This window comes from Cupriavidus sp. 01L43 (assembly GCF_056399925.1).
On record NZ_JBFTSH010000013.1, the window covers coordinates 73,499 to 92,436 of the forward strand.

The window sequence follows — 18,938 nt, forward strand, 5'->3', positions numbered from 1 at the left end:
GATCAGGCTTCTCCTTTCTCGTCCTTGCCGATCACGATCTTGGTGTCGGACAGGAACTGGTACGGGGGGACGTCAAGGTTCTGCGGGGCCGGCTTGTTCTTGAACACGCGGCCCGCCAGGTCGAACGTCGAGCCGTGGCAAGGGCAGAGGAAGCCGGGATCGGCGCCGAGCTGGGGGTTGGCGCCAGACACGAACGGACCGGACGGCGAGCAGCCAAGGTGGGAACAAATGCCGACGACCACCAGCAGGTCCTTGTGCTCGGCACGGGAGCGGGTTTCGTTTTTGGCGTAGTCCGGCGTCTCCATCGTGAATGGCACAGCGGACTTGGGATCAGCCACCTCGCTATCGGTTTTCTGGAGCGAGGCCAGCATTTCAGGGGTGCGACGAAGAATCCAGACCGGCTTGCCACGCCATTCCACGGTCATCATCTCGCCGGGCTTGAGGCCACCGACATCGGCCTCGACAGGTGCCCCGGCGGCTTTGGCCTTCTCCGACGGTGCAAAGGTACTGACAAAGGGCACTGCTACTGCTACGCCTCCTACGCCGCCCGCGACAGATGTCGCGATCAACCAATTGCGGCGACCTTTGTCCACGTTCTTCACGTTTTGCTGGTCACTCATTCCAAACCCCAGGGGATGTCATCAATTAGATCTTGCGTCAACCAAAAATTATACCTGAGGCACATCCCTCGACGATAGGCGAACTACCGATAGCCGACTGGTCGATAATCGGTCATGGCAGCGCGAATCCCGCCCGCGGGCTTGCGCTCAGGGGTGCGATGATGCAGTCTGTGTCAAACGCAAACGTTAATCTGAAACAACAAAGCGGAGAATAACCAATGAGCATGATCAGCGAATTCCGTACTTTTGCGATGCGCGGCAACGTGATTGATCTCGCCGTCGGCGTGATCATCGGCGCAGCTTTCGGCAAGATCGTGGATTCCGTCGTCAACGACCTGATCATGCCAGTGATCGGCCGCATCATCGGCAAACTGGACTTCTCGAACATGTTCGTCGTGCTTGCGGACCCGCCTCCCGGCGTGCCGCATACCCTCGATGCACTGAAGAAGGCCGGCGTGCCGGTCTTCGCTTACGGCAACTTTCTCACCATCGTGGTGAACTTCGTCATCCTCGCCTTCATCATCTTCTTGATGGTCCGCGCCTTCAACCGGATGGCCGCGAAGCACGAGGCGCCGGCCACGCCGGCCGCCACGCCCGAGGATATCGTGCTGCTGCGCGAGATCCGCGACAGCCTGAAGACGCCGCGCGCCTGACCGCGCGCCACGCCCGGAGCCCGGCTCAGACCGGGTTCGGAATATCGATGAAGGTATGGCGCAGCCCGAAACGCTGCGCCAGATGCTCGCCCACCGCGCGGATGCCGTAGCGTTCCGTGGCGTGATGACCGGCGGCCAGATAGGCCACGCCGCTCTCGCGCGCGAGGTGGGTGGTCTGCTCCGACACCTCTCCGCTCAGGTACACATCGACGCCAGCCGCTACGGCGGCGTCGAAATAGCCCTGCGCACCGCCCGTGCACCAGCCCACCTTGCGAATCATCTGATCGGGGTCGCCAATCGCCAGCGGCTCGCGCTGGAGCACCGCACCGACATGCGCGGCCAGCGCGTGCAGCGGCATCGGCTGCGGCAGTGTACCGGTCCAACCCAGTTGATCGTCGCTGAAACGGCCGTTTGGCATGAAGCCGAGCTGCAGGCCAAGCTGCGCATTGTTGCCCAGCTCGGGATGGTTATCGAGCGGCAGGTGGAAAGCCATCAGGTTGACGTCGGCGCCAAGCAGCCGTTTCAGGCGCGCATGCTTCTGGCCGATGACCCGGGCATCCTCGTTTTTCCAGAAATAGCCGTGATGGACCAGGATGGCGTCGGCGCCGGCCTCGATCGCCGCTTCGACGAGGGCCAGGCTGGCCGTCACGCCGGTGACGACGTGGGTGACCTCCGATCTACCTTGCACTTGGAGGCCGTTCGGGCAATAGTCCTTGAAACGGGAAACTTCCAGTAGATCGTTCAAGTACAATTCAAGCTCTTTTGTTTTCATTTTCTGCTCAAAACTCCAATATGTTGCGCCGATTCTGGCTGTTTTTCGCCCAGGCTGTCACCGTGGTGCTGGCCGTGTGGTTCGTCGTGGCCACGCTGAAACCCGAGTGGCTGCAGCGCGGGCGGGTGGCCGTGCAATCAGGCTCACCAATCGTGGCACTGAAGGAAGTGGTGCCGAGTGTGACGGGTTCCGCGGCCGAGGGCTCTTATAGTGACGCGGCGCGCCAGGCCATGCCTGCGGTGGTGAATATCTTCACGAGCAAGAACGGCTCGCGGCGGTCGCCCAATCCACAAACCGAGGATCCTTGGTTCCGGTTCTTCTTTGGCGACCGGCTGCCGGAGCGCCAGGAACCGGTGTCCAGCCTGGGCTCGGGCGTAATCGTCAGCGCCGAGGGTTATATTCTAACCAACCACCACGTGGTGGACGGCGCCGACGAAATCGAGATCGCCCTGACCGATGGGCGCAAGGCCAACGCCAAGGTCGTGGGTTCCGACCCGGAAACCGACCTGGCCGTGCTCAAGGTCACGCTCAAGGACCTGCCGGCGATCACGCTGGGCCGGATCGAGAATGTGAAGGTCGGCGACGTGGTGCTGGCCATCGGCAATCCGTTCGGGGTCGGCCAGACTGTGACGATGGGTATCGTCTCGGCGCTGGGCCGCAGCCACCTGGGCATCAACACGTTCGAGAACTTCATCCAGACCGACGCGGCGATCAACCCCGGCAACTCGGGCGGTGCGCTGGTTGACGCACAGGGCAACCTGCTAGGGATCAACACGGCGATCTACTCGCGCTCGGGTGGCTCGCTAGGGATTGGCTTCGCGATTCCTGTCTCGACGGCCAAGCAAGTGATGGAATCGATCATCTCCTCCGGCACGGTCACGCGGGGCTGGATCGGCGTGGAGCCACAGGACCTGACACCCGAGATCGCCGAGTCGTTTGGGCTCGAGGCCAAGGATGGCGCGCTGATTGCCGCCGTAGTCCAGGGCGGACCGGCGGACAAGGCTGGCGTGAAGCCGGGCGATGTGCTGGTGTCGGTCGATAACCAGGTGATCTCCGATACCACCGCGCTGCTCAATGCGATTGCGCAGCTCAAACCGGGGGCCGAGGCCAAGATGAAGGTGATCCGGCGTGGCAAGCCGGCCGAGGTCACGGTGACCATCGGCAAGCGCCCTCCCCCGCCACGGCGCGCAATGCCGCTGGATGAGGAAGAGTAGGACTGGCTGGAAGGTCGATCGGAAGCTGAAGGACTAGGTAGCCTGAATGTAAAAACCCCCGCCGGGTAGCCGGCGGGGGTTTTTTGTTGGGGCGTGTGGGTCGATGGTCGATTGTCGAGATCGGGCGCCGAGGGCACCTCCGGCTGACCGCTGCAAGCCACGAGCAGGCCGTGCAGCGCGCGTCGCACAGCTCCCAGGTAGGGGGGCCTTACGGGGCATGCCGATCAAGCCAGGGCACCTGGCATGCCATCAACCACCACCCCATCCCACACCACAAAACAAAACGCCGACATCCTTTCGGATGCCGGCGTTTTGAATCAAGCCGAATCTGATGCGGGCTTACACCCGCGTCAAATTAGAACTTGTGACGCACACCAACCACAGCGCCGAACTGGTTAGCCGAGCCGTTGGTCGTGCCGAAGCCCGAACCAGCAGCGCCCGAGCCACCCAGACCGAGGGTCGAGCCGTCCTTGTTCTTCGTGTAGGCCACGTTCAGGTAAGCGTCAGTGCGCTTCGAGAAGGCGTAGTCAGCCGAAGCCACGAAGCTCCACGGATCAGCACCCGACGAACGGAAGTCTTGGTAGTAAGCGGCGCCCGTCAGCGACAGAGCCGGGGTCAGCTGGTAACCCATGCCCAGCCAGTACAGGTTCGACACGTTGGCGTCGACCGTACCGTTTGCCAGCGTACCGCCCGGCAGACGAGCGTTCGACAGGGCGTGCGCGTAGCGGTAGCCAGCGAACACCTTAGCCGGACCGAAAGCGTACGTACCAGCCAGCGAAGCGCGTTGGATCTTGGCGCGCGTCGTGTCGATGCCCACACCCGTCGGGTTGCCCAGGTTGGTTTCGTCGAACACAGCACCGATCGAGAACGGGCCGCCTGCGTAGATCAGGCTTGCGCTGTACTCACGGCCGGTCTTGTACGAGCCCGGAACTTCGCCAGCAACGCCGGTGTAGGCGTTAGCCGTACCAACCGTGTTGGCGCCCGTGCTGTACAGCAGCGAGGCGGTCAGGCCACCGAACTTGCCGATGTACTTCAGCGAGTTGTCGGCGCGGCTGCTGAAACCAGCGTCTTGCGACGTGATCGAGTAGTTCGTCGAGATGGCCATCGGGTCGAAGGCCAGACCGAAGTCATAGAACGGGGTCTGGTGACGGCCCAGCGACAGCGTGCCGTAGTTGCTTTGCAGACCAACGAACGCTTGACGACCGAACAGACGGCCACCTTGGCCCGACGTACCGGTGTCAACGTTGAAACCGCTTTCCAGAACGAACACGCCCTTCAGGCCGCCGCCCAGATCTTCCACGCCACGCAGGCCCCAACGGCTGCCGGACATGTTGCCCGAGGTCAGGCGCACAACGTCGTGGCTACCAGCCACGTTCGGCTGGTGGTTCTGGTACTCGATACCAGCGTCAACCACACCGTACAGGGTTACGCTCGATTGGGCATACGCGCCACCGGCGGCCATGGCGGCAACGGCAGCTGCAAACAGTTTCATCTTCATATCGACACTTTCCTTGTCAACTGATTGGGAAATCTTGGTTGCCCAAGTGCTTGGGCGACGCATTAACCTTCACGTCTGCGTCGTATTATGTGACACCCCCCCTCCCCGCCAGAAGACTTTTTCGCCGTAAACACGGTTTACCAACGTGGTTTGTTGTCATCAAGCAACAACAAATGCAGCATTTTTCCCCATGTTGGTGCAAAACCGCCCATTCGGACGTGGCAGAAACATCTCCGTTACAAGTACCGGGGAACTCAGTCGGCGGGGTTTTCGCCCGGCGCGGGCGTACCAAGCGGCTGCTTGGTCACAAATCGGGCGAGCAACAGGCCCAATTCGTATAGCGCGATCAGCGGCACGGCGAGCAGCAACTGCGACATCACATCGGGCGGCGTCACCACGGCGGCGACGATGAAGGCCCCGACGATCACATACGGGCGGATCTGCTTCAGTTTCTCGAGTTCCACCACACCAAATCGCACGAGGACGATGACCACCACGGGCACCTCGAAGGTAATACCGAACGCCAGGAACGTCGTCATGGCGAAACTCAGGTATTTATCGATGTCCGTGGACATGTCCGCACCCAATGGCGCGTTGTAATGCGCCATGAAATGGAACACGGTGGGAAACACGAGGAAATAGGCAAACGCCACGCCGCACAGGAACAGCAGGTAGCTGCTGCTCACCAGCGGCATGATCAGTTTCTTCTCATGCTGATACAGGCCCGGCGCCACGAACTGCCAGACCTGGTAGAGCACCCACGGCAGCGCGATCAGGAACGCCACGAGCATCGTCACCTTCATCGGCACGAAGAACGAGCCGGTGACATCGGTCACGATCATCCTGCCGCCCTTCGGCAGCGATTCCATCAGCGGCGCGGAGAACAGGTTGAAGATCTGCGGCGCCCAGTAGATCAGGCTGAGGAAGACGATGATGACCCCCGCCACCGCCTTGACCAACCGCTCGCGCAGTTCGATCAGGTGGGAGATGAAGGTTTCCTGCTGGGTTTCGTCGTTGGGGTCTTGGGAGGGGGAGTCGCTCATGGCGTAGCCGCTTCAGCCGTGCTGGCTGGCATCGTAGTTATCGTGGCGGCCGCCGCCAGCCTGCACGGCGGCGGGACGGCGCTGCACGGCATGGTTACTCGAAGAACGAGCGGGAGCGTCCGGCGGGCGGGCGATGCCGCTTCACGCGCGCGGCGCCTGACTGCACCCACACGCGCATGTTCTGCTGGCGCTTGAACCAGATCGGCCGCGCGCCCTGCTTGACGCGCCAGCTCTTGCGTCCGTTGTGCGACTTGTGCGCGGCGTCCCAGCTCGGCACGTAGCCGCCACCCACGCCGGGGCTGCCGGTGTCGGAAGCCGCTGTGTCGGTGCCGCCCAGGGCTTCGTTCAGCGCCTGGGACTGCTCGTTCACTTCCTTGTGGATCGTGCGCTCGACATCGCGCGCGGCGTCCTCGAACTCCGTGCGCATCTTGCGCAGTTCGTCCAACTCCACCTCGCGGCTGACTTCCGCCTTCACATCATTGATATAGCGCTGCGCGCGCCCGACGAGCGCGCCCACTGTGCGTGCCACCTTGGGCAGCCGTTCGGGACCGATCACGATGAGCGCCACGGCGCCTATCAGTGCCAGCTTGGAAATGCCGAGATCGATCATGCGGACATGGAGCCAGGGACACGAGGGGGGCGGGCCGACGCGAACGCGGCCGCCATGAGGAATTCAGGCAATTCGGCTTACTGCTGACGCGACTTGTCCTTCGCTTCCACGTCGATCGTGGTGGTATCGCGCAGTTCCTTGGCCGGGGCACCCGGCTCCTCGGCCGCGTTGCCATTGCCGTCCTTCATGCCATCCTTGAAGCCCTTGACCGCGCCACCCAGGTCGGTGCCGATATTGCGCAGCTTCTTGGTGCCGAACACGAGCATGACGATGACCAGCACGATCAGCCAGTGCCAAATGCTAAACGAACCCATTTCTTGCTCCTGATGAAGCCGCGGGCGATGGAGATTGGCCGCCCGGCCCCGTAGTTCCGTCCCTCAAAGGCCGCGTCGGGCGACGGTTGCCGACGCAGCACGTGGCCGGGACGCGAGTCCCGGTCCGCTGATACCCTGGCTGCCCCGATTGCTCAGGGCGCCGGTGCCTTCCACTGTTCGCGCGGGCCGCCGAGCACGTGGACATGAAGGTGGTAGACCTCCTGCCCGCCGTCCGGACCGGTGTTGATCACCGTCCGGAAGCCGTTATCGCAGCCGGCCTGGCGCGCCAGTTCAGGCACCTTGAGCATTATTCTAGCAAGCACATCCCCATCGCCGGGTCCGCAATCCGCCAGCGAATCGACGTGAGTCTTCGGAATTAGCAGGAAGTGTACCGGCGCTTTGGGATGGATGTCGTGAAACGCGAGCAGTTCGTTGTCTTCGTACAGCTTGTTCGACGGGATCTGCCCAGCCACGATCTTGCAGAAAATGCAATTGTCCTGAGATTTCATGACGTTTTTGTTGCGTGATGTCGGATCGTCGCGTTCTCAGAACTGCTGGTCCGGATACATGGGCTTGCGATCGTTCAGATACAGCCAACCCTTGACGATACGATACAGCATCCATAGTGACAACACGCACCACATCACCCAGGCTACCGGCGCCAGCAAAATCGTGAAGAACAGGACCCAGCTCAGCGCGAACCAGAGGATCGACCACCAGAACGTGCGGATCTGCCAGGCGAAGTGCGAGGCATACAGCGTGCCGCGCGTATCGTCGCGCTTCACGTAGTTCACCACGATCGCGATCAGCGCCGTGATCCCGCCCGTCAGCCAGAAAATGGCGTAGAGCGCATACAGGATATGCGTGAGCTTGCGCAGGCTGCTCAGCCTGTCGTCCTCAGCCGTGGTCGTGACTTGCGTGGTGGTGTCAGTCGCCATCGTGCCCTCCAGCGTCCGTTGCGTGCATTGCGCGCGGCGCGGGACGATTCCCGCGCCCACATGCGCATTATGCTACGCCTTGCGGCTCGCCTTCTCGGCCAGGCCGGAAAGTCCCTCGCGCCGCGCCAGTTCGCCCACCACGTCCGCCGGGCTCAGCCCGAAGCGGGACAGCAGCACCATGGTGTGGAACCACAGGTCGGCCACCTCGTAGACCACCTTGCCGGTGGCCTCGGCGCTCAGGCCGGCGGCGCGCGCGTCCTTCGCGGCCATCACGGTCTCGGTCGCTTCCTCGCCAATCTTCTTCAGGATGGCGTCGTCGCCCTTGTGGAACAGCTTGGCCACGTAGGATTTGTCCGGATCGCCGCCGTTCTCGGGCTTGCGGGACTCGAGCGTGGCGGCCACGCGCGCCAGCACGTCGGCCAGATCTGCCGGGACGGCGGGGTTCGGGGTGTCGCTCATGGTTATTTGGCGTAGATGGTGGAGGGGTCCTTGAGCACCGGCTCCACGGTCTGCCAGTCGCCCGACTCCACATCGCCCTCGAATTTCTGGAAGAAGCACGAGTGACGGCCGGTGTGGCAGGCGATGCTGTCGACCTGCGTCACCTTCAGGAGCACCACGTCCTCGTCGCAATCCAGACGCATCTCATGGACCTTCTGCACGTGGCCCGATTCCTCGCCCTTGTGCCAGAGCCGCTTGCGCGAGCGCGACCAGAACACGGCCTCGCCCAGCTCCACGGTGCGCTGGAGCGCCTCGCGGTTCATGAACGCGAACATCAGCACATCGTTCGAGCCGACTTCCTGGACGATCACCGGCACCAGGCCGTTGTCGTCCCACTTCACCTTGTTCAGCCACTTCTTCGCCATGATCACATCCGGACGGGAATGCCCTCGCGGGCCATGAATGCCTTGGCCTCACCTACCGTGTGCTGGCCATAGTGGAAGATGCTGGCCGCCAGCACGGCGTCGGCGTGGCCCAGGCGGATGCCGTCGGCCAAGTCCTGCAGGCCGCCCACGCCGCCCGAGGCGATCACGGGCACCGGCACCGCGTCGCTGACCGCGCGGGTCAGTTCGAGGTCGAAACCGCTCTTGGTGCCGTCGCGATCCATGCTGGTCAGCAGGATCTCGCCGGCACCGCGCGTGGCCATTTCCTTCGCCCATGCCACGGCGTCCAGGCCGGTGGCCTTGCGGCCGCCGTGCGTGAAGACTTCCCAGCGCGGCGGCTCGCCCGGCGCGGAACTGCGCTTGGCGTCGATGGCCACCACGATGCACTGCGAGCCGTACTTGCCCGTGGCATCGGATACCAGTTGCGGATTGGCGATGGCCGAGGAATTCACGCTGATCTTGTCCGCCCCGGCATTGAGCAGCCGGCGCACGTCTTCCACGGCGCGCACGCCGCCACCCACGGTCAGCGGAATGAACACCTGCGAAGCCACAGCCTCGATGATGTGGAGGATCAGGTCGCGGCCGTCGCTGGTCGCGGTGATGTCGAGAAAAGTGATTTCATCGGCACCTTGCTCGTCGTATCGGCGCGCGATCTCGACCGGGTCGCCCGCGTCGCGGAGTTCGACGAAGTTGACCCCCTTGACCACCCGCCCGTTGGTCACGTCCAGGCAGGGGATGATACGTTTGGCTAACATGGGTTTCCTTGCCGCCCGCCCCTTGCCGGGTGGCGGCGTGTTGCCCGGCGCACCCGCGCCGGGGCGGCTTACTCTTCGCCCAGCTTGTCCGCGCGCGCCTGCGCCTCGGTGAAGTTGAGGTCGCCCGAGTAGATGGCACGGCCGCAGATCACGCCTTCCACGCCTTCGCGCTCCACCGCGCACAGTTGCTCGATGTCGGTCAGGTTGGACAGCCCGCCGCTGGCGATCACCGGGATCGACATCGACTGGGCCAGCTTCACCGTGGCGTCGATATTGATGCCCTGCAGCATGCCGTCGCGGCCGATATCGGTGTAGATGATGGCTTCGACGCCGTAATCCTCGTACTTGCGTGCCAGATCCGCCACTTCGTGGCCGGTCAGCTTGCTCCAGCCGTCGGTGGCGACCTTGCCGTCCTTGGCATCGAGGCCGACGATGATGTGGCCGCCGAAGGCCGAGCAGGCGTCCTTCAGGAAGCCGGGGTTCTTGACCGCCGCGGTGCCGATGATGACGTACGACAGCCCGTCATCGAGCCAGCGCTCGATGGTGTTGAGGTCGCGGATACCGCCGCCCAGCTGGACGGGGATCTCGCCACCCACCTCGGCGATGATGGCCTTGATGGCGGCCTCGTTGCGGGGCTTGCCGACAAATGCGCCGTTGAGGTCGACCAGATGCAGGCGACGCGCGCCCTGGTTGACCCAGTGACGTGCCATGGCGGCGGGATCTTCGGAAAAGACGGTGGCCTGGTCCATGTCGCCTTGTTTGAGGCGTACACACTGACCGTCCTTCAGGTCGATGGCCGGAATGAGCAACATAAGCGTGACGAGCGTGGTGGTTGTGTAAAAGGAAAAAGGCAGCGATGCCGGCGCGAGCGCCGGTGGGCTCAGGTCATGTCAGTTTGGCAGTTGGATGCGCAGTCTGGTCGGTGGCTCTGAACGATCGCTGGTCAGTATCGGGGCGCTTCGGTTCTCGGGTGCTTCTCACGCGCTTCTCGGCGCGTTACGGATTCCAGTGCACGAAATTCCGGTAAAGCTGCAAACCCATCGCGGCGCTCTTCTCCGGGTGGAACTGCGTGGCGAAAATATTATCGCGTGCCACCGCGCTGGTAAACACGCCGCCGTAGTCGGTTTCGCCCGCGATGTGCGACGCATCCTGCGCGCGCACATAGTAACTGTGGACGAAATAGAACCAGCTATCGTCCGGAATGCCCTGCCAGAGCGGGTGCGCGCGCGACTGCCGCACGCGGTTCCAGCCCATTTGCGGCACCTTGAAGCGCGAGCCGTCGGGCTGCGTCAGCCCTTCCAGCTCGAAACGGACCACTTCGCCCGGCATCAGTGCCAGGCACGGCGTGGCCGCGTTGCCAGTGCGACTTTCGGTGCTACGGTCGAACAGCATCTGTTCGCCAACGCACACGCCGAGCATCGGCTTGCTCGCGGCCGCCTCCAGCACGGCCTCCTGCAACCCGGATGCGCCCAGCGCGCCCATGCAGTCAGGCATGGCGCCCTGCCCCGGCAGCACCACGCGGTCCGCCGCGCGGATGGCCTCGGGCCGATCCACCACCTGGACATCCGCTTCCGGTGCCGCGGCGCGCAACGCCTGCGCCACCGAGCGCAGGTTGCCCATGCCGTAATCCACAATTGCTATGGTAGTCATGATTTCAAAACAGGCAACAATGTCTTCAGCCCGTCCACAATGAACTCGACGGCCAGCGCCGACAGGATCAAACCCATCAGACGCGTGCCAATATTGATTCCGGTGCGCCCCATCACCCGTGCGATGGGGTCCGCCGCGCGGAACGTCAGGTACACCACGGCCCCCAGCAACACGCCAATCCCCACCAGCACCAGCGACTGCCACCAGTGCGCGGACTTGCCGGCATAGACGATCACCGTGCTGATGGACCCTGGCCCGGTCAGCAGCGGAATCGCCAGCGGCACCACCGCGATGCTGGCCTTGGCGTCAGCCTCGTCCTCTTCCTCGGGCGTGGCCTTGGTGCGGCTGGTCTGCGCGTTCAGCATGTTCATGGCCATCATGATCATGATCAGCCCGCCACCCACCTGCAGCGACGCCACCGAGATATTGAAGAACTCGATGATCTGCTGCCCCAGCAGCGCCGAAACCGCCACCACGATCGCCACCGACATCGACGCCGTCTTGATGGTACGCAGCTTTTCCGCTTCCGTCTGCTGACTGGTCAGGCTGATGAAGAACGGGATCGCCCCGATCGGATTGATCAGCGCCAGCAGCGAGATAAAGGACTTGAGCGTATCCATCGGTTGCGGGGTCGGGTGAGCGTCAGCGGGCGCCGCAACCGGCCGGCACGCCTGCAGGTTCGGGTCGGGCCCGGCAGCGGGCCCCTCGCCTTATGCCTTAAAGCGTCCCTTTTGTCGATGGAATCGTGTTGCCCGCGCGCGGGTCAAGCTCCACCGCCATGCGCAGGGCCCGCCCGAAGGCTTTGAACACCGTTTCGCATTGATGGTGGGCATTGATGCCGCGCAGGTTGTCGATATGGAGCGTCACGCCGGCGTGATTGACGAAACCTCGGAAAAATTCGATGGTCAGGTCCACGTCGAAGCTGCCCACGCGGGCACGGGTGAACGGCACGTGGAATTCCAGGCCCGGGCGGCCCGAGAAGTCGATCACCACGCGCGACAGGCACTCATCCAGCGGCACATAGCTGTGGCCGTAGCGGGTGATGCCCTTCTTGTCGCCGATCGCCTTGGCCACGGCCTGGCCGAGCGTGATGCCGACGTCTTCCACCGTATGGTGGTCGTCGATATGCAGGTCGCCACGGGCCTCGACCTCGAGGTCGACCATGCCATGGCGGGCGATCTGGTCCAGCATGTGGTCGAGGAACGGCACGCCGGTGGCCAGCTTCTGGCGACCGGTGCCATCAAGATTCAGCGAAACGCGGATCTGCGTTTCCGAGGTATCGCGGGTGACCTCTGCTACACGCATGGTGGGATTAATCCTGCAATGAAGCAGCAAATGCTTCAAGAAACTGCGCGTTTTCTTCGGGTGTGCTGACCGTCACGCGCAGACAGTTGGCCAGCAATGCGTGCATTTTACTCACGTTCTTGATCAATACCTTCCGCGCGAGCAGTCGGTCGAACGTCTGTGCTGCATCCGTCACGCGGATCAACAGGAAGTTGGCGGCGCTCGGGAACACCGTCACGCCCGGCTGGGCGGCCATGGCCTCGGCCAGCCGGCCGCGCTCGGCACGCAGCTGGGCCGCCTGCTCGTCGAGCACATCCACATGTTCGAGCGCGAACAGCGCGGTGGCCTCGGTCAGCACGTTGACGTTGTACGGCGGGCGCACCTTGTCCAGCTGCGCCAGCCACTCGGGCGCGCCGGCCACGTAGCCGAGGCGGATCCCGGCCAGGCCCAGCTTCGACACCGTGCGCATGACCAGCAGGTTGCCGAATTCGGTCAGGCGCGGCATCCAGCTTTCCTGGGCGAACGGCTGGTAGGCCTCGTCCACCACCACCAGGCTGTGGCAGACCTCGCCCTGGGCGGCACGGACGATGGCCTCCATGTCGGCCGCATCGAACAGGTTGCCGGTGGGGTTGTTCGGGTAGGCGAGATAGATGATGGCCGGCTTGTGCTCGGCCATGGCGGCCAGCATCGCGGCCCGGTCCAGCGTGAAATCGGCGCGCAGCGGCACGCCGACGAACGCCAGCCCGGCGAACTGCGCCGACATCGCATACATGACGAAACCGGGCACCGGGGCCAGCACCTTGGCGCCGGGGCGCGCGGCGGCCAGCGACAGCATGCTGATGATCTCGTCCGAACCGTTGCCCAGCAGCACGTCCATGCCGGCCGGCACGTCCATGACGTCGCGCAGCCGGGCGCGCAGCGCCTCGCTGCTCGGCACCGGGTAGCGGTTCAGCGCCACCTCGCCGAGCCGCGCGGCCAGCTGGTCGCGCAGCACGGGCGGCAGGCGGTACGGATTCTCCATGGCGTCCAGCTTCACCAGACCGTGCGAGTCCGCCACGTGGTAGGCGCCCATGGCGCGTACGTCGTCACGGATGATGCGTTCGATCAGGGAAGGGTCTACGGCCGACATGAAAAGTCCTTTTGGTTCAAAGCGTTGCGCGCGCTGACATCAGCCGCGCTTGAAACGGTATTCCGCACTGCGGGCGTGGGCCTGGAGGCCCTCGCCATAGGCGAGTTCGGCGGCGATCTGGCCCAGCATCTGGGCGCCGGCTTCGCTGACCTCGATCAGGCTCGAGCGCTTCTGGAAGTCGTACACGCCCAGCGGCGACGAGAAGCGCGCCGTGCGCGAGGTCGGCAGCACGTGGTTCGGGCCCGCGCAGTAGTCGCCCAGCGACTCGCTGGTATAGCGGCCCAGGAAGATGGCGCCGGCGTGGCGGATCTTCTCGCTCCACTGGCGCGGATTCTCGGCGGAGATCTCCAGGTGTTCCGGGGCGATGGCGTTGGCGATCTCGCACGCCTCTTCCATATCGCGCACCTTGATCAGCGCGCCCCGGCCCGTCAGGGAGGCATGGATCACCTCGCGGCGCGGCATGGTCGGCAGCTGGCGGCGGATGCTCGCCTCCACGCGGTTCAGGTAGTCGGCGTCCGGGCACAGCAGGATCGACTGCGCCAGCTCGTCGTGCTCGGCCTGCGAGAACAGGTCCATCGCCACCCAGTCCGGGTCAGTGGTGCCGTCGCAGATCACCAGGATCTCGGACGGCCCGGCGATCATGTCGATGCCGACCGTGCCGAACACGCGACGCTTGGCCGCCGCCACGTAGGCATTGCCCGGGCCGACGATCTTGTCCACCTGCGGCAGCGTAGCCGTGCCGTAGGCCAGCGCGCCCACGGCCTGGGCGCCGCCGATCGTGAACACGCGGTCCACGCCGGCGATCTGCGCGGCGGCCAGCACCAGTTCGTTGCGCACGCCGCCGGGCGTGGGCACGACCATGACCACTTCCTTCACGCCGGCCACGCGGGCCGGAATGGCGTTCATCAGCACCGACGACGGATACGCGGCCTTGCCGCCCGGCACGTACAGGCCCACGCGGTCCAGCGGGGTCACCTTCTGGCCCAGCATCGTGCCGTCGGCCTCGGTGTATTCCCAGCTATGGCTGCCGCATTCGATCTTCTGCTTCTCGTGGTAGGCCCGCACGCGCGCGGCGGCGGCCTCCAGCGCGGCGCGGCGCTTCGGCTCCAGATCTTCCAGCGCCGCTTCCAGTTCGGATTGCGACAGTTCCAGCGCGCCCATCGAGGCCGCCTCCAGGCGGTCGAAGCGGCGCGTGTATTCGAGCACGGCCTCGTCGCCGCGCTGGCGCACATCGGCCAGGATCTCGGCCGCGGCACGGTCGATGGCCTCGTCCTCGGACGCCTCGAACGCCAGCACCTGGCGCAGCGCGTGCGCGAAGCCCGGCTCCGCCGCGTCCAGCCGGCGTATCGACAGGTTATCCATTTCGCTTTCGGTCATGACTTCCTTCCTCACGGGTCCCCGGGTGCGGCAATGCCTCAGGCGAGTGCCGCCGAGGCCCGTTCAAATGCTTCGAGAATCGGCGTGAGCCGTTCCCGCTTGAGCTTGAGCGCGGCCTGGTTGACCACCAGCCGCGACGAAATCTGCACGATCTCTTCCACTTCGACGAGGTTGTTGGCGCGCAGCGTGCCGCCAGTGCTCACCAGGTCGACGATGGCGTCGGACAGGCCCACCAGCGGGCCCAGCTCCATCGAGCCGTACAGCTTGATCAGGTCGACGTGCACGCCCTTCTTGGCGAAGTGCTCGCGCGCGGTCTGCACATACTTGGTGGCCACGGCCAGCCGCGCGCCCTGGCGCACCGCGTTGGCGTAGTCGAAGCCGGCCGGCACCGCCACCGACATGCGGCAGCGGGCGATATTCAGGTCGATCGGCGCGTACAGCCCGGTCATGCCGGTTTCCATCAGCACGTCCTTGCCCGCCACGCCGAAGTCCGCCGCGCCGTACTGCACGTAGGTCGGCACATCCGAGGCGCGCACGATGATCACGCGCACCGCCGGGTCCGACGTCGGCAGGATCAGCTTGCGCGACGTCTCCGGGTCCTCGGTCACGTGGATGCCGGCGGCCGCCAGCAGCGGCAGCGTCTCGGAGAAGATGCGGCCCTTGGACAGCGCCAGCGTAAGCTGGTCGGGCGAGGCGTTGAAAGCTGGGCTCATCGTACGTTCTTCAATTCGTCGTGCAGTGTTTCAGGGGCCGTCTCAGGCAATGCGGCGGATCTTCGCGCCCACGGCCGACAGCTTGGCTTCCATGCGGTCGTAGCCGCGGTCCAGATGGTAGATGCGGTCGATGACGGTCTCGCCATCGGCCACCAGGCCACCAATCACCAGCCCGGCCGAGGCGCGCAGGTCGGTCGCCATCACGCTCGCGCCGGACAGGCGCGGCACGCCGGTCACCACGGCCGTGTTGCCTTCGGCGGTGATGTTGGCGCCCAGGCGATTCAGTTCCTGCACGTGCATGAAGCGGTTCTCGAAGATCGTCTCGGTGATCCGCGCGGTGCCTTCGGCCACGGCGTTGAGCGCCATGAACTGGGCCTGCATGTCGGTCGGGAAGGCCGGATATTCCGAGGTGCGGAAGCTCACGGCCTGCGCGCGGCGCGGCATGGCCAGGCGGATCCAGTCGTCGCCGGTCTCGATCGTGGCGCCGGCTTCGCGCAGCTTGATCAGCACGGCGTCCAGGATGGTCGGCGGGATGTCGCGCAGCGTCACGTCGCCCAGCGTGGCCGCGGCCGCGCAGAGGAAGGTGCCGGCCTCGATGCGGTCGGCCACCACGGCATGGCGCGCGCCGTGCAGGCGGTCCACGCCCTGCACCACCAGGCGGTCGGTGCCGATGCCGTCGATCTTGGCCCCCATCTTCACCAGCAGGTTGGCCAGATCGGTCACCTCGGGCTCGCGCGCGGCATTTTCGAGGACGGTCTCGCCCTCGGCCAGCGTGGCGGCCATCAGCAGGTTCTCGGTGCCGGTCACGGTGATCATGTCCGTCACCACGCGCGCGCCCTTCAGGCGGCTGGCGCGGGCGTGGATGAAGCCGTGCTCGATGGTGATGTCGGCGCCCATCGCCTGCAGGCCCTTGATGTGCTGGTCCACCGGCCGTGCGCCGATGCCGCAGCCGCCCGGCAGGGAGACGCGGGCCTCGCCGAAGCGCGCCACCAGCGGCCCCAGCACGAGGATCGACGCGCGCATGGTTTTCACCAACTCGTACGGGGCCTCGGGCGCGTTGATGTCGGCGGCGGCCAGCGTGGCCGTGGCGCCGTCAATGTCGGCCCGGGTGCCCATCTGGCGCAGCAGCTTGAGCATCGTGCGCGTGTCCTGCAGGTTCGGCACGTTGTCGATGGTGATGGCATCGGCGGTCAGCAGGCTGGCGCACAGGATCGGCAGCGCCGCATTCTTGGCGCCGGAAACCCGGATCTCGCCTTTGAGCGGGCCGTTGCCCTCGATCTGGAATTTGTCCATGTTGTGTCGGTATTCGTTATGCAGCGTTAGGCGGCGTGATGCGTCCCTGGACGGACATCAGGCGGCGCCCGACCCGGACTTCCATTCGGCCGGGGTCAGCGTCTTCATCGACAGCGCATGGATCTCGGCGCGCATACGGTCGCCCAGCGCCGCGTAGACGCGCTGGTGCCGCTGGATCAGGCGCTTGCCGTCGAACTCGGCGCTGACGATGGTGGCGAAGAAGTGCTGGCCGTCGCCTTCCACTTCCAGATGGTCGCAGGGCAACCCTTGGGCAATGTATTCCCTGACTTGTTCCGGTGTAGGCAGCATGTCTGTCTCTTGTGAATTTGTGTCGATCGCGTGAGGGGGTAGCGTCAGTGGCGCAGCTTGTAGCCGGTGCTGAGCATCCGCAGCGCCAGCCCGGCCAGCACCGCGAACGACACGGCCACCACGGCCAGGCTCTGCAGCGGCGGCACGTCCGATACGCCGAAGAAGCCGTAGCGGAACCCGTCGATCATGTAGAAGAACGGGTTGGCGTGCGACACCGCCCGCCAGAACGGCGGCAGCGAGTGAATCGAATAGAACACGCCGGACAGGAATGTCGCCGGCATGATCAGAAAATTCTGAAACGTGGCCAGCTGGTCGAACTTTTCGGCCCAGATGCCCGCCACCAGCCCCAGCGTGCCGAGAATGCCGGCCCCGGCCAGCGCGAAGACCAGGATCCAGCCGACGTTGTACACATGCAGGTTCGCGAACCACGCCGTCACCAGCAGCACGCCCAGCCCCACGCTCAGGCCACGGATGACCGACGCCGCCACGTAGGCGCCGTACATCTCCCAGTGGGAAAGCGGCGGCAGCATGATGAATACAAGGTTTCCGGTGATCTTGGACTGGATCAGCGACGACGAACTGTTCGCAAACGCATTCTGGAGAATGCTCATCATCACCAGCCCCGGCACCAGGAAAGCGGTATAGCTGATCTGGTCGTACACCCGCACGCGGTCTTCCAGCACATGGCCGAAGATCAGCAGGTACAGCACGGCGGTCAGCACCGGCGCGGCCACGGTCTGGAACGCCACTTTCCAGAAACGCAGCACTTCCTTATAGAGCAGCGTGCGGAAGCCGACGAAGCCGCCCACGGCCATGGTGTCGAGCCGGGCCTTCTCGGTCAGGTCGGACGCCTCCGAGGCGCGATTGTCCAGATGCTCGATGGGTTGGTTCATGCCGCGGCCTCCAGCGACGCATCGGGCACCGCGCCCGGCATGTGACCTTCTCGGCGCATGATCTGGACGAACACGTCTTCGAGGTCGGCCTTGCTGATTTCCATGTCTTCCACTTCGCAGCCAGCCTCGCGCAGCGCGGCCAGGATCGGTTCGACGGCTTCATAGCCGGACAGCCGCAGCCGGTGGGCGCGCTCCCCGGGGTTGGACGGGGTGCGCAGCGCCTCCAGCGCCGGCGGCAGCGTGCCGCGCGACAGCGTGAGCACCAGTTGCAGCCCCGCGAACTGGGTCAGCAGGCTGCTGGTGCGGTCCAGCGCCACCACCTCGCCGAACTTCAACATGGCGATGCGATCGCACAGCGCCTCGGCTTCCTCGAGGTAGTGCGTCGTCAGGATGATCGTGTGGCCTTCCTTGTTCAGGCGCGAGATGAACTTCCAGAGCGTCTGGCGCAGCTCCACGTCCACGCCGGCGGTCGGTTCATCGAGCACGATCACGGGCGGCCGGTGTACCAGCGCCTGCGCCACCAGCACGCGCCGCTTCATGCCGCCGGACAACTGGCGCATGTTGGCGTCCGCCTTGCTGGTGAGGTCCAGGTTGGCCATGATTTCGTCGATCCAGTCGTCGTTGCGCGTCAGGCCGAAATAGCCCGATTGCAGCCGCAACGTCTCCCGAACCGTGAAAAACGGATCGAAAACCAGTTCCTGGGGCACCACGCCGAGCATGCGGCGCGCCATGCGGTAGTCGTCCACCACATCGTGCCCGAGCACGCTCACGCGACCCGAATCGGCGCGGTTCAGGCCCGCGAGGATCGAGATCAGCGTGGTCTTGCCGGCACCGTTGGGACCGAGCAGGCCGAAGAACTCGCCGCGCTCGACGGTGAAACTGACACCCTTGAGCGCCTGCAGGTTGCGGTAGCGCTTGCGGACATCGGTAATTTCGATGGCTTTCATGGCCGATGGTCTTGTGAGTGGCGCCTGGGCGGGCCGCCTCACTGG

The 18,938-nt window shown here is 64.8% G+C and carries 24 protein-coding genes; 2 read left to right on the plus strand and 22 right to left on the minus strand.

Features of this window, described 5'->3' with window-relative positions; all coding sequences use genetic code 11:
• Window positions 1-2 precede the first annotated feature (2 nt).
• Window positions 3-620, minus strand: coding sequence for a ubiquinol-cytochrome c reductase iron-sulfur subunit (petA, locus tag AC1DP9_RS20110; protein WP_092299240.1), 618 nt, complete (start codon window positions 618-620; stop codon window positions 3-5).
• Between the two features lie 218 nt (window positions 621-838).
• On the opposite strand from petA, the gene mscL reads away from it, so the two are divergent.
• Window positions 839-1,273 (plus strand): large conductance mechanosensitive channel protein MscL, encoded by a 435-nt coding sequence (gene mscL / locus AC1DP9_RS20115; protein ID WP_477108309.1) that lies wholly within the window; start codon window positions 839-841, stop codon window positions 1,271-1,273.
• 25 nt (window positions 1,274-1,298) lie between these two features.
• Here mscL and AC1DP9_RS20120 read toward each other — a convergent pair whose 3' ends face one another.
• Window positions 1,299-2,045: a Nif3-like dinuclear metal center hexameric protein gene (locus AC1DP9_RS20120; RefSeq protein WP_092299246.1), complete on the minus strand. Its 747-nt coding sequence runs from the start codon at window positions 2,043-2,045 to the stop codon at window positions 1,299-1,301.
• 20 nt (window positions 2,046-2,065) lie between these two features.
• Between AC1DP9_RS20120 and AC1DP9_RS20125 the strand changes: the two genes are divergently transcribed.
• A complete protein-coding gene (locus AC1DP9_RS20125; RefSeq protein ID WP_477108310.1) occupies window positions 2,066-3,259 on the plus strand; it encodes a Do family serine endopeptidase in 1,194 nt (397 codons plus the stop codon).
• A gap of 355 nt (window positions 3,260-3,614) precedes the next feature.
• On the opposite strand, the gene AC1DP9_RS20130 is transcribed toward AC1DP9_RS20125, so the two are convergent.
• From AC1DP9_RS20130 to AC1DP9_RS20225, 20 genes are all read right to left on the minus strand, one after another.
• Window positions 3,615-4,757, minus strand: a complete 1,143-nt coding sequence (locus AC1DP9_RS20130) for a porin (RefSeq protein ID WP_477108311.1) — start codon at window positions 4,755-4,757, stop codon at window positions 3,615-3,617.
• A gap of 254 nt (window positions 4,758-5,011) precedes the next feature.
• Window positions 5,012-5,800 (minus strand): twin-arginine translocase subunit TatC, encoded by a 789-nt coding sequence (tatC, locus tag AC1DP9_RS20135; protein ID WP_092299256.1) that lies wholly within the window; start codon window positions 5,798-5,800, stop codon window positions 5,012-5,014.
• 94 nt (window positions 5,801-5,894) lie between these two features.
• The gene (gene tatB, locus AC1DP9_RS20140) at window positions 5,895-6,410 is read right to left on the minus strand and encodes a Sec-independent protein translocase protein TatB (RefSeq protein WP_477108312.1); all 516 of its coding nucleotides are present in this window, start codon (window positions 6,408-6,410) and stop codon (window positions 5,895-5,897) included.
• Window positions 6,411-6,487: 77 nt separating this feature from the next.
• Window positions 6,488-6,724: a Sec-independent protein translocase subunit TatA gene (gene tatA / locus AC1DP9_RS20145; protein ID WP_092299262.1), complete on the minus strand. Its 237-nt coding sequence runs from the start codon at window positions 6,722-6,724 to the stop codon at window positions 6,488-6,490.
• Window positions 6,725-6,876: 152 nt separating this feature from the next.
• Window positions 6,877-7,233 carry a histidine triad nucleotide-binding protein gene (locus AC1DP9_RS20150; RefSeq protein ID WP_092299265.1) on the minus strand — a complete coding sequence of 119 codons (357 nt, stop codon included), beginning with the start codon at window positions 7,231-7,233 and terminating at the stop codon, window positions 6,877-6,879.
• Window positions 7,234-7,269: 36 nt separating this feature from the next.
• Window positions 7,270-7,662 carry a DUF4870 family protein gene (locus AC1DP9_RS20155; RefSeq protein WP_092299268.1) on the minus strand — a complete coding sequence of 131 codons (393 nt, stop codon included), beginning with the start codon at window positions 7,660-7,662 and terminating at the stop codon, window positions 7,270-7,272.
• 72 nt (window positions 7,663-7,734) lie between these two features.
• Entirely contained in the window at window positions 7,735-8,121 is a 387-nt protein-coding gene (locus AC1DP9_RS20160) for a phosphoribosyl-ATP diphosphatase (RefSeq protein WP_477108313.1), read from the minus strand.
• Between the two features lie 2 nt (window positions 8,122-8,123).
• Window positions 8,124-8,525, minus strand: coding sequence for a phosphoribosyl-AMP cyclohydrolase (hisI, locus tag AC1DP9_RS20165; RefSeq protein WP_092299274.1), 402 nt, complete (start codon window positions 8,523-8,525; stop codon window positions 8,124-8,126).
• 2 nt (window positions 8,526-8,527) lie between these two features.
• On the minus strand, window positions 8,528-9,298 hold the full coding sequence (gene hisF / locus AC1DP9_RS20170) for an imidazole glycerol phosphate synthase subunit HisF (RefSeq protein WP_092299276.1): 771 nt from the start codon (window positions 9,296-9,298) through the stop codon (window positions 8,528-8,530).
• A 68-nt stretch (window positions 9,299-9,366) separates the two neighbouring features.
• On the minus strand, window positions 9,367-10,110 hold the full coding sequence (gene hisA, locus AC1DP9_RS20175; RefSeq protein WP_477108314.1) for a 1-(5-phosphoribosyl)-5-[(5-phosphoribosylamino)methylideneamino]imidazole-4-carboxamide isomerase: 744 nt from the start codon (window positions 10,108-10,110) through the stop codon (window positions 9,367-9,369).
• Window positions 10,111-10,294: 184 nt separating this feature from the next.
• On the minus strand, window positions 10,295-10,948 hold the full coding sequence (gene hisH / locus AC1DP9_RS20180; protein ID WP_177219986.1) for an imidazole glycerol phosphate synthase subunit HisH: 654 nt from the start codon (window positions 10,946-10,948) through the stop codon (window positions 10,295-10,297).
• Window positions 10,945-11,568, minus strand: coding sequence for a YchE family NAAT transporter (locus tag AC1DP9_RS20185; RefSeq protein WP_092299282.1), 624 nt, complete (start codon window positions 11,566-11,568; stop codon window positions 10,945-10,947). Before AC1DP9_RS20185 ends, hisH begins: the two co-directional genes overlap by 4 nt.
• Before the next feature lie 97 nt (window positions 11,569-11,665).
• Window positions 11,666-12,253 (minus strand): imidazoleglycerol-phosphate dehydratase HisB, encoded by a 588-nt coding sequence (hisB, locus tag AC1DP9_RS20190; RefSeq protein ID WP_092299285.1) that lies wholly within the window; start codon window positions 12,251-12,253, stop codon window positions 11,666-11,668.
• A 7-nt stretch (window positions 12,254-12,260) separates the two neighbouring features.
• Window positions 12,261-13,361: a histidinol-phosphate transaminase gene (gene hisC, locus AC1DP9_RS20195; RefSeq protein WP_092299288.1), complete on the minus strand. Its 1,101-nt coding sequence runs from the start codon at window positions 13,359-13,361 to the stop codon at window positions 12,261-12,263.
• Window positions 13,362-13,400: 39 nt separating this feature from the next.
• On the minus strand, window positions 13,401-14,738 hold the full coding sequence (gene hisD / locus AC1DP9_RS20200) for a histidinol dehydrogenase (RefSeq protein ID WP_092299291.1): 1,338 nt from the start codon (window positions 14,736-14,738) through the stop codon (window positions 13,401-13,403).
• Between the two features lie 38 nt (window positions 14,739-14,776).
• Entirely contained in the window at window positions 14,777-15,451 is a 675-nt protein-coding gene (gene hisG, locus AC1DP9_RS20205) for an ATP phosphoribosyltransferase (RefSeq protein WP_092299294.1), read from the minus strand.
• 42 nt (window positions 15,452-15,493) lie between these two features.
• Window positions 15,494-16,744, minus strand: a complete 1,251-nt coding sequence (murA, locus tag AC1DP9_RS20210) for a UDP-N-acetylglucosamine 1-carboxyvinyltransferase (protein ID WP_092299297.1) — start codon at window positions 16,742-16,744, stop codon at window positions 15,494-15,496.
• A gap of 57 nt (window positions 16,745-16,801) precedes the next feature.
• A complete protein-coding gene (locus AC1DP9_RS20215) occupies window positions 16,802-17,053 on the minus strand; it encodes a BolA family protein (RefSeq protein WP_092299300.1) in 252 nt (83 codons plus the stop codon).
• Window positions 17,054-17,097: 44 nt separating this feature from the next.
• Complete coding sequence (locus tag AC1DP9_RS20220; RefSeq protein ID WP_369823521.1) at window positions 17,098-17,868, minus strand: ABC transporter permease; 771 nt, start codon at window positions 17,866-17,868, stop codon at window positions 17,098-17,100.
• A 74-nt stretch (window positions 17,869-17,942) separates the two neighbouring features.
• Complete coding sequence (locus AC1DP9_RS20225; RefSeq protein ID WP_092299306.1) at window positions 17,943-18,893, minus strand: ABC transporter ATP-binding protein; 951 nt, start codon at window positions 18,891-18,893, stop codon at window positions 17,943-17,945.
• Window positions 18,894-18,938 lie beyond the last annotated feature (45 nt).

Bases quoted from the DNA above. Each gene is read 5' to 3' on its own strand.
- hisC (WP_092299288.1), bottom strand. From the start codon at position 13,361: ATGTCGGCCGTAGACCCTTCCCTGATCGAACGCATCATCCGTGACGAC.
- hisB (WP_092299285.1), bottom strand. From the start codon at position 12,253: ATGCGTGTAGCAGAGGTCACCCGCGATACCTCGGAAACGCAGATCCGC.
- AC1DP9_RS20125 (WP_477108310.1), top strand. From the start codon at position 2,066: ATGTTGCGCCGATTCTGGCTGTTTTTCGCCCAGGCTGTCACCGTGGTG.
- AC1DP9_RS20120 (WP_092299246.1), bottom strand. From the start codon at position 2,045: ATGAAAACAAAAGAGCTTGAATTGTACTTGAACGATCTACTGGAAGTT.
- hisI (WP_092299274.1), bottom strand. From the start codon at position 8,525: ATGGCGAAGAAGTGGCTGAACAAGGTGAAGTGGGACGACAACGGCCTG.
- mscL (WP_477108309.1), top strand. From the start codon at position 839: ATGAGCATGATCAGCGAATTCCGTACTTTTGCGATGCGCGGCAACGTG.
- AC1DP9_RS20155 (WP_092299268.1), bottom strand. From the start codon at position 7,662: ATGGCGACTGACACCACCACGCAAGTCACGACCACGGCTGAGGACGAC.
- hisD (WP_092299291.1), bottom strand. From the start codon at position 14,738: ATGACCGAAAGCGAAATGGATAACCTGTCGATACGCCGGCTGGACGCG.
- AC1DP9_RS20130 (WP_477108311.1), bottom strand. From the start codon at position 4,757: ATGAAGATGAAACTGTTTGCAGCTGCCGTTGCCGCCATGGCCGCCGGT.
- hisG (WP_092299294.1), bottom strand. From the start codon at position 15,451: ATGAGCCCAGCTTTCAACGCCTCGCCCGACCAGCTTACGCTGGCGCTG.
- hisF (WP_092299276.1), bottom strand. From the start codon at position 9,298: ATGTTAGCCAAACGTATCATCCCCTGCCTGGACGTGACCAACGGGCGG.
- hisA (WP_477108314.1), bottom strand. From the start codon at position 10,110: ATGTTGCTCATTCCGGCCATCGACCTGAAGGACGGTCAGTGTGTACGC.
- tatC (WP_092299256.1), bottom strand. From the start codon at position 5,800: ATGAGCGACTCCCCCTCCCAAGACCCCAACGACGAAACCCAGCAGGAA.
- murA (WP_092299297.1), bottom strand. From the start codon at position 16,744: ATGGACAAATTCCAGATCGAGGGCAACGGCCCGCTCAAAGGCGAGATC.
- AC1DP9_RS20185 (WP_092299282.1), bottom strand. From the start codon at position 11,568: ATGGATACGCTCAAGTCCTTTATCTCGCTGCTGGCGCTGATCAATCCG.
- tatA (WP_092299262.1), bottom strand. From the start codon at position 6,724: ATGGGTTCGTTTAGCATTTGGCACTGGCTGATCGTGCTGGTCATCGTC.
- AC1DP9_RS20225 (WP_092299306.1), bottom strand. From the start codon at position 18,893: ATGAAAGCCATCGAAATTACCGATGTCCGCAAGCGCTACCGCAACCTG.
- AC1DP9_RS20160 (WP_477108313.1), bottom strand. From the start codon at position 8,121: ATGAGCGACACCCCGAACCCCGCCGTCCCGGCAGATCTGGCCGACGTG.
- hisH (WP_177219986.1), bottom strand. From the start codon at position 10,948: ATGACTACCATAGCAATTGTGGATTACGGCATGGGCAACCTGCGCTCG.
- tatB (WP_477108312.1), bottom strand. From the start codon at position 6,410: ATGATCGATCTCGGCATTTCCAAGCTGGCACTGATAGGCGCCGTGGCG.
- AC1DP9_RS20150 (WP_092299265.1), bottom strand. From the start codon at position 7,233: ATGAAATCTCAGGACAATTGCATTTTCTGCAAGATCGTGGCTGGGCAG.
- AC1DP9_RS20220 (WP_369823521.1), bottom strand. From the start codon at position 17,868: ATGGCCGTGGGCGGCTTCGTCGGCTTCCGCACGCTGCTCTATAAGGAA.
- petA (WP_092299240.1), bottom strand. From the start codon at position 620: ATGAGTGACCAGCAAAACGTGAAGAACGTGGACAAAGGTCGCCGCAAT.
- AC1DP9_RS20215 (WP_092299300.1), bottom strand. From the start codon at position 17,053: ATGCTGCCTACACCGGAACAAGTCAGGGAATACATTGCCCAAGGGTTG.